Origin of the sequence: Corallococcus sp. CA041A (genome assembly GCF_003612075.1) — a bacterium.
In the GTDB taxonomy this organism is placed as follows: domain Bacteria; phylum Myxococcota; class Myxococcia; order Myxococcales; family Myxococcaceae; genus Corallococcus; species Corallococcus exiguus.
This window is the reverse complement of sequence record NZ_RAWF01000122.1, coordinates 19,884-28,665: the sequence shown is the minus strand read 5'-3', so window position 1 is coordinate 28,665 and position 8,782 is coordinate 19,884. Positions and strand designations below refer to the sequence as shown.

Below are 8,782 nucleotides of genomic sequence, written 5' to 3'. Positions count from 1 at the left end.
AGGGGGCCGCGCGCGGGGGCGTGGGTGGCGGACGCACGGCGAAGTCCTGGAGGGCGACGGCGCCCCAGGGCACCTCCACGGTCGCGACGCGGGGGACCACCTGGCTGGACGTCGGCAGGCTGCGCGGATCCACCTTCAGCGCATGGCGGCCGGGGCGAAGGTGCGGGCCGCCGATGAGGTCCGGCACGCGCGAGTCCACGCCGGTGAGGTGGTAGCGGCCGAAGGCATCGGTGCGCACCTCACGGCCAGTGGCCAGCACCAGGCGCACGTCCGCGAGCCCGGGTTCGTCGGGCCCACAGAGTCCATCTCCGTCCACGTCCACGCAGACGCGCCCGGCGATGGTCGACGCCTGCGTCGGCAGGTCCGACGACAGCGACTGCGCGGACGCCACGGACGACAGCAGGAGCAGCGCGAGCAGGAAGCCCGCGGCGGTACCCGGACCCAAGGCCCTCCGCGACACCCCAGCCCTCAAGGCCGCACCTCTTCCACCGCCGTCACGCCGGTGCGCACGTCCGCCACGGACACGCTCACGGGGCCCTTCGCGCCATGCACGGTGAAGCGCGTGAGCCCATCCTGCACGGACTGCTCACCCCGCTCGCCCTCGGACAACGCGACGTGCACCGGGCGGTCGCGCAGCACCTGCCCGCTTGGGTCCTCCACCCAGCACGTCACCCGGGGGCCCTCCACGCGCACCCGCACGTTGACCGGCAGCGGCGGCGCCAGCTTCACCCGCTCCACGACAGGCGCGGGCACCAGCGGCGCGGACTCCGGGAACACCGGTCCCTGGGGGGCCAGTACGTGCACCGTGACGTCGAGCCCCGGCCACACGTCGTGCGACACGCGCACCTTGCCGGTCACCAGCCCGCCCACGAACACCGTCCCGTCCTCCTCCGTCACCCGCGCCGCACCGTTCACCCGCAGCGGCTGACGGGGCACCGGCCAGCCTGCCAGGTCCACCACGCCCGCGACGAGTTCCGTGTCCTGCCGCCACACCGCGATCCGCGCGGGCTCCATCCCGAGCGGACCGTACGCGCGCACCGTCACGTCCGCGTTCACCTGATACCCGTTCTCCGGAACGGTCCACGGGACCGTGAACGTGCCAGGAGGGGACTCCACCGCCGGCCCCGTGGTCCACTCGGCCGGGGTCAGCACCACCTTCGCCTCCGGCCGGGGCTGCCCTGCCGCGTCCCGCGCCGCCACCACCACCCGCGCCACCGACCCCACGTGCACCACCGGCTCGGACAGCGACACCGTCACGTCGCGCACCGCGCCCTGCACCAGCTGCATCGGCAACGACTCGCGCGACCCCGGGCCCCGCTGCGGCCACGCCGCCTCGATGCGCTCATCCGCCGCGAGCGTGCGCGGCGCCGTGTAGCGCCACTCCAGCATGCCGTTCGCGTCGCGCCGGGGCCCTTCCAGCCGGCCGTGCTTCGCCTTCACCGTGACGCGCGCATCCGCGACGGGCTGCCCCTTCGGATCACTCGTCGCGCACAGCAGCCGGGCCTGGGACACGCCGTCGGCGGGCAGCCGCTGCGGGTTGAGCACGCACGCCAGGCCATCCGTGGGCGGCAGCTGGAGGTCGATGCTGATGCGCTCCACGTGGCCGGATTCGTCCTTCACCTCGCCACGGGCCAGCGGGTAGCCGGGAGGCACCACCAGCGGCAGCACGAAGCGCCCGGCCGCGTCCACCGGCACGGGCCCGAAGCGCGTCCCCGCCACCTCCAGCGACACCTGGCCTCCGGGTTCGCTCTTGCCGGGCAGGTTCACCGACGACGCCAGCGGCACCAGCAGCCGCCCGTACGCCCCATGCACCGACTGTGGATGCGGCCACGCGGACAGCGCCACCAGGATGGCCGCCTCGGGCAGGCGCGTCGGAGGCAGCACGTAGCGAGCGGTGTACGTGCCCGGCCCGGTGTGCTTGAGCCCCTCCAACTGTCCGGTGCTCGCGCGCAGCACCGGCGGCGCGCCGCTGTCATCCGGCGTCCCGTCCGGCCGCAGGCGCTTCACGGTGAGCGTCGCCTCCGTGTCGCGCCCCTTCACGGGCAGCGCGGGTTCCAGCGACAACTCCATGTGGCTCGCGGGCGGCCCCACGTCATAGCGGGCCTGGGCCTCCTCGCCGTCCCCCTTCACGCGCACCACCACCTCGCGCGCCTGGGCCTTCGGCACCACGACCCAGGTGCGCAGCGGCGGAGCGTCCGGTCCGGGCTTGAGCTCCGCGCCCTCCGCCGTCACCGACGACGGAGTGAACGCTACCGGCCGACCTCCGGCGTCCCGGCGCACCACCGCGACCGTGAAGCCCTCTGGAGGCACGGGCACGTCCGGGCCGAGCAGCTCCAGCGAAGCCGCCCAGACCGGGGCACAAAGCAAGACCATCGCGGAGAGCAGGAGACGTTCCAGGGCTTCCCGACTCTACAAGGCCCTCCGCCGGGACTGCACCACTTTGGTGCCGCAGGCCGTGCGAAGGGGCTCTCCGTCGGGCCCGCGGACATTTCCGTCAAACCACCCCACCCGCCATGTGAGGTCCTCCGCGTAGGACCCGCAGACCGACCCGGTGGATCAGGGAGGATCCCAGATCCCTCCGGCGTCGACCTCGATTGTCCCCGGCCTCTTCCGCGAAGGCGGAGGAGGAGGCGGCGGCGGGACCAGGGTCAATTCGTGCTGCTCGTCCTGGCGCGCGCCGCCCACGCCCACGGCGGCCACCTTGACCAGGTTGGAGCCCTCCGCGAGCGGAACGTCGAGCTTGAACGTCCCAGCCTCGTTGGCGAACACGCTGACGCCGTCCACCGTCACCCGGTTGAACGGATCCGTGCGGCCGACAACGGTGACCTCGCGCTGGCGCTGCTCGCCCGTGGGCCACTCCATCTTCAGGAACACGGTGCTGGGGATGGGCTCCGGATCAGAGAGCCCCTTGCCGGGGCGGACGATGGACCGCTGGCCGGCGCGGACGATGACGTACTTGCCCTCCTTGTCGGACAGCTTCACGTCACCTTCACGCGTGCCCACGCTCACGGTGCCAGTCCCGTTGTTGCTCATGGTGAAGGTACCCTGCGAGGTGCTGGCCTCCGCGTTGCCGTTCTTCGCCTTCAGGACGAAGGTATGGCGCACGTTGGGACGGCCTCGCACGGTGGCGGTGGCCAGACCGCTGCTCAGCATCACCTTCGACAGCTCGTTCGAGATCTCCTCCACGGAGATCTCCGTCTCGGCCTCCATGCGCAGCTCCACGGACTCGCCGTTGAGCAGCACCGCCCAGGATCCGCGGCCGGTGCGCACCACGTCCGTGGGACGCAGCGGCATGTCCTTGCGGGCGGGCTCCCAGGCGCCGGCCTCGCCGTGCTTCACGTCCACGGTTCCTTCGAAGGAGCTCAGCACCAGCTCCACGGCCTTCTTCGCCTCCGCCTCCGCATCCGTGACGACGCGGCGGGGCGGCTCGGGCGGCGGCAGCGGCGCGGGAGGCTCCCGCAGGAAGACGAACCAGCCCACCGGCAGCGCGGCCAGGATGAGCACGAGCCCGATGAGGAACGGAGCCTGTCGCCTGTGGGATGGAGAAGCAGCCATGCGAAGGTCCTAGCTACCACACGCGGCGGGCGTCATGCCCGGGGCAGCACCACGGTGAACCGGGCTCCCTGCCCTTCTTCCGAGCGGACCTCCAGCGTCCCCCCGGCCTCCGTGACGATGCGCCACGCGACGCTCAGTCCCAGGCCCACATTGGACCAGATGTCCTTGGTGGTGAAGAAGGGCTCGAAGATGCGCGGCCGGATGTTCTCCGCGATGCCCCTGCCGGTGTCCTCCACCTCCAGGGTGCACATCCCGTCGCGCTCCCCGGTACGCAGGGTGAGCCGCTTCACCGGCGTCTTCAGCATCGCGGTGCGCGCGTTGGACAAGAGCGCCAGCACCACCTGCGACAGGTGCCCGGGGTCCGCCTTCACGCGAGGCACCTCCACGCTCAGCTCCGTCACCAGGTCGATGCCCTCCCCGCGCGTCTGGTTCTCCGTGAGGCTCAGCGCGTCGCGAACCACCGCGTTCAGGTCGATGGGCCGCAGGTCCGGGCGCTCGCGCTGCTGGGAGAAGCGCAGCAAATTCTGGGTGATGTCCTTGCAGCGCTTGGCGCTCTGCTCGATCTTGCGCAGCGTTTCGAAGTCCACGTCATCCGCCTCGCGGTCCAGGAGCAGCAGCTGCACGTTGCCCAGGATGCCGGCCAGCGGGTTGTTGATTTCGTGCGCCACGCCCGCGCCCAGCTGGCCCACCGCCGCCAGCTTCTGCGCCTCCACCAGTTGCAGCTGCGCCGCGCGAAGGTCCGCCGTGGCCTCTTCCACCCGGACACGCAAATCGTCGTTCCAGCTCATCAACCGCGAGCGAGACGCCTCCAGCTCCGCGCCCATGCGGTTGAAGGTGGACGCAAGCTCGCTCAATTCGTCCTGACCCTCCACGCGAAGGCGGCGCTCCAGCTCTCCTCGGCCATAGGCCTCCGCGCCCTGCACCACGTCCGCGAGCCGCCGGTCCAGCCGCCGGGTGAAGAGCGCACCCAGCGCCAGGAGCACCACCAGCGCGCCCGCCACGGATGCGAGCACCGTGGTGCGCAGCTCCCGCACGGGCGTCAGCGCCAGGGCCTCGTCCTCCGTCACGACGACGCCCATCTCCAGCGTGTTCACCCACGCCACGCTCACCCTGCGCGCGGGGTCCTTCAGCTGGAAGCTGCGCCCGCCTTCCGCGCCCAGGGCGGACTCCAGCGCGGTGCGAAGCTCCGGCTCCAGCGCCGCCATGCGCCGCGCGGGCTGGGAGCTGGCCACGACGCGCCCTTCGGCGTCGACCACGTCCAGCCGCTGTCCGTCAATCGCGCGCCGCGCGAGCAGCGCCTCCAACTGCGTGAAGACGAGCTCCGCGATGGCGTAGGGCGCGTCCTCCGAGGCCCCCAGCTTCACCGCCACCGCCACGGCGGCCACGCCCGAGCCCGGGTGCACATACGCGCTGCCCAGCGCCGCCTGGCCCTTGCCACCGTCCCGGAAGTTCTCCACCGGCACCGCGTGCGCCAGCTGACGGACGTTCGCGGCGTCGAAGGCGGGATGGCGCTCCAACGGCTCCGCGCTCCGGAACACGGAGGGCCCCAGGGGCTGCCCGTTCGAGTCCGCCTGGATGACCGCGCTCACCGAGGTGGACTGGCCATACAGGAGCATCAGCATGCCGCGCACCTCTTCGGGCGTGGCGCGCTCCCAGGGCAACAGCTCCGCGGAGCGGGCGAGGCCGTTGACGACCTCCATCAGGCTCGCCTCCACGGCCTCGGCGGTGGCGGTGGCGAGCGCGCGCTGCTGCTCATCGATGCGCTGGGCCAGCGCGTGCTCCGAGCGCGACAGCAGCAGGAAGCCGACGATGGCCAGGGGCAGCACCGTCGCGGCGAGCATGAAGAGGACGAGCTGCTGGTAGAGCCTCATCCGGTGACGGACCGGACCACGCGCTCTAAGTCGCTGCGCAGGAAGACGGAGCCGGGGATCGCCTTGGCCCGCTTCTTCATGTCCGCGGCCCGGCGCGCCAGCTCCGCGTGGTCATGCGCCACGCCGTCCGTCATCACCGCCACCACGGACACGCTCATGATGGGGAACTCGCGCTTCTCCCCGAAGCGGTCCTCCGCCTCGATGTGGCCGCGCTCCCGGTCCTGCCGGTCGTAGTAGAGCGGGATGATGCGGTCGAACTGCTCGATGGCCCGCTGGCACACCCGGTCCACGGACTCCACGGAGGTGATGAAGACGAAGTCGTCGCCGGCCACGTGGCCCAGGAAGTCCCCCGGGCCGCCTTCCTGCTGGAAGACCTCCCGCATCAGGTCACCCGTCTGGCGCACCACGCCGTCCGCCTTCGCGAAGCCGTAGTAGTCGTTGTAGGCCTTGAGGTTGTCCAGGTCCAGGTAGCAGAACGCGAACGGCTGGCGCGCGGCCAGCCGGCGCTGCACCTCCCGCTCGATGGCGGTGGAGCCCGGCAGCTGCGTGGTAGGCGACGAGGACAGCTCCTGCTCCTTGCGCCGCAGCATGCTCTCCACGCGCGCGCCCAGCTCCAGCGCGTCGAAGGGCTTGGTGATGTAGTCGTCTCCGCCCAGCTTCAGCGCGCGGACCTTGGACGACGTCTCCGTGCGAGCGGAGATGAAGATAACGGAGATGTGGCCACTGGCGCGCTCGGCCTTGATCTCCTCCAGGAACGCGAACCCGTCGCCGTCCGGCAGCGTGACGTCCAGAAGCACCGCGTCCGGCCTGCGCTCGCGCAGGGAACGCCGGCCCTCCTCCACGGTGTGCGCGACGCCGACCTCGAAGCCCAGGCCTTCCAGCACCTCGCGGCAGATGGAGGCGATCTTCGCGTCGTCGTCCACCACCAGCACGCGACCGTGCTGTGCCCCAGCGCGGCCCCGCGCCAGCGAGTCCACCGTGGCCAGCAGCTTGTCGCCAGCCAGGGGGCGCACGAGGAACGCGTCCGCGCCGGCACGGAAGGCGCGCTGGCGCTCGTCGAACGCGGAGGTGAGCAGCAGCGGCGCGCGGCGCGTCTCCGGATCATTCCGGAGGATCTCCGCCAGCCGCAGGCCGTCCACGTCCGGCAGCCGCACCGACACCAGCACCACGTCCGGGTGGAGGTTGCGAGCGGCGGACAGGCCTTCTTCCGCGGAGCCCGCCAGGCGCACGCGGTAGCCCCGGGCGCCGAGCAGCGCCTTCATGATGTGGCCCACCTCGGGCTCGCCCTCGATGATGAGCACCTTGCCGCGAGAGTCCGCGCGGATGGGCTGCGGCGACGGCAGGAGCGTGTCCACGGTCGCCTGCGACAGCACGTCCTGGGGCGGCTCCGTGGGGAGCACGGCGATGAAGCGCACGCCGTTGTGGGACGGCTCGGACCAGATGCGGCCGCCGTGGGCCTCCACGATGTTGCGGCAGATGGGCAGGCCCAGGCCGGTGCCGCGCACGGTGCGGTTCGCCTGGGTGCGGGCCTGCTCGAAGCGGTCGAAGATGCGCTCCAGGCTCTCTTCCGGAATGGGGTCGCCGCTGTTCCAGCAGGAGAGCACCACGTAGCCGGGCAGGCTGGACGTGGCGCGCAGCTCCACGCGCACCTCGCCGCCATCCGGCGTGAACTTCACCGCGTTGTTGAGCAGGTTGTTGAGCACCTGGTTCACGCGGTTGGGGTCCACCATGGCGCGCAGCGGGTGCTGGGGCAGCAGGGGCACCACGCGGATGCGCTTCTCCGCGAAGGCGGGCCCGTACTTCTCCACCACGCGCTGGACGAGTTCCTCCAGGTAGATGCGCTCGAAGCTCATCTTCAGCCGGCCCTGCGCGTACTTCGACAGGTCCAGCAGGTCATCCACGATGCTGTTGAGCTTCTCCGCGGAGTCCTTGGCGAGCGACAGGTAGCGGTGCTGCCGCTCGTTGATGTCCCCCGCCATCCGGTTGAGCACCAGGTCCAGGGCGCCGGTGATGGAGGTGAGCGGCGTGCGCAGCTCGTGGCTCACCATGGAGACGAAGGTGTCCTTGCGCTCCTCCAGCCGCTTCTGGTCGGTGATGTCGCGCAGCACCACGCACACGCCGCGCAGGGTGCCGCGCGCGTCGTTGACGGGCGTCACGGTGGTCTGCACGGTGCGCTCGAAGAGCTTCACGTCCTCGCGCAGCACCTGGTGGCCGCTGTACTCCAGGTTGCGGACCAGCTGGAACGGCTGGAAGCCCAGGCGCTCCTCCAGGAGCCGGTTGGAGGGCCCCTCCCCTTCCTCCCCCGCGTGCAGGATGCGGCGGGCCGCGGGGTTCATCACCACGATGTCGTTCTTCTCGTCGGTGAGCACCACGCCGTCCGCCATGGACGCGACCATGCGCTCCATGCGGTGGCGGGCCTCTTCCTCCGCGGAGCGCAGCGACTGGATGGCGTCCGCCGTCTGGTTGGCGAGCACGTCCAGCAAGAGCCCGTCGTCCTCCGTGAACGCGTCAGCGCGGTGGGAGAACAGCGACAGCATGCCCACGGGCTTCCCAGCCGCGGTGAGGTTCACCGTGAGCTGGTTGGGGTAGACGACGGGGGACGCGGAGTCCTTGGTGGTGGTGCCGGTGACGCGGGTGATGACCCGGTCCTCCGGCAGCGTCAGGCCGCTGCTCTTGCGGTACGCGCCGAGCATGGACTCCTTGACGCCCAGCAGCGCCTCCTCGCCCACGTTGCCCACGCAGCGCAGGCGCAGCGTGGCGCCCCGCTGCCCGTCCGGCGCGATGAGGGCCGCGCCGCAGTCGTACGGCAGCACGCGGGCCACGGCGGTGAGCACGCGGTCGATGATGGCGTCGTAGCTGGCCGGGTCGTTCGCGCTGGCGCGGCTGACCTCATAGAGGACGAAGAGGGCCTCCACCCGCTGGTGCAGCTGGCGGATGAGCTTCTCCTTGTCCTTCTTGAGCTGGGCGAACTCCACCGCGTTCTTCACGGTGATGAGCAGGTCGTTCACGTCCCAGGGCTTGGTGACGTAGCGGTACACCTGGCCCTGGTTGATGGCCGCGATGATGTCCTGCGGGTCCGTGTAGGCGGTGAGCAGCAACGTGGTGACGTCGATGCCCTCCGCCCTGGCGGCGTTGACCAGGTCGATGCCGGTCATCTCCGGCATGCGCTGGTCCGTGACGAGCACGTCCACGGACTCAGTACGCAGGATTTCCAGGGCTGCCTTGCCGTGGGGAGCGGTGAGGACGCGGTAACGTCGCTGGAACATCCGGCTGAGGATGTCCAGGACGTCGGCCTCGTCATCGACGAAGAGCAGCGTGTGGCGGAGGTCGGACACGGCGGTGCCAAGTGTACGCCG

Annotated in this window: 4 protein-coding genes and 1 pseudogene; all 5 read right to left on the bottom strand. The window is 71.2% G+C overall.

The window, feature by feature from the left end; genetic code table 11:
- A pseudogene (locus D7V77_RS22055) lies at positions 1-418 on the bottom strand (flagellar motor protein); the annotation flags it as partial.
- Between the two features lie 50 nt (positions 419-468).
- On the bottom strand, positions 469-2,373 hold the full coding sequence (locus tag D7V77_RS22050; protein ID WP_120578261.1) for a hypothetical protein: 1,905 nt from the start codon (positions 2,371-2,373) through the stop codon (positions 469-471).
- 183 nt (positions 2,374-2,556) lie between these two features.
- Entirely contained in the window at positions 2,557-3,555 is a 999-nt protein-coding gene (locus tag D7V77_RS22045) for a FecR domain-containing protein (RefSeq protein ID WP_120578260.1), read from the bottom strand.
- Between the two features lie 32 nt (positions 3,556-3,587).
- Positions 3,588-5,426, bottom strand: coding sequence for a sensor histidine kinase (locus D7V77_RS22040; RefSeq protein ID WP_120578259.1), 1,839 nt, complete (start codon positions 5,424-5,426; stop codon positions 3,588-3,590).
- The gene (locus tag D7V77_RS22035; RefSeq protein ID WP_120578258.1) at positions 5,423-8,761 is read right to left on the bottom strand and encodes a response regulator; all 3,339 of its coding nucleotides are present in this window, start codon (positions 8,759-8,761) and stop codon (positions 5,423-5,425) included. The genes D7V77_RS22040 and D7V77_RS22035 overlap by 4 nt, the downstream gene beginning before the upstream one ends.
- Positions 8,762-8,782 lie beyond the last annotated feature (21 nt).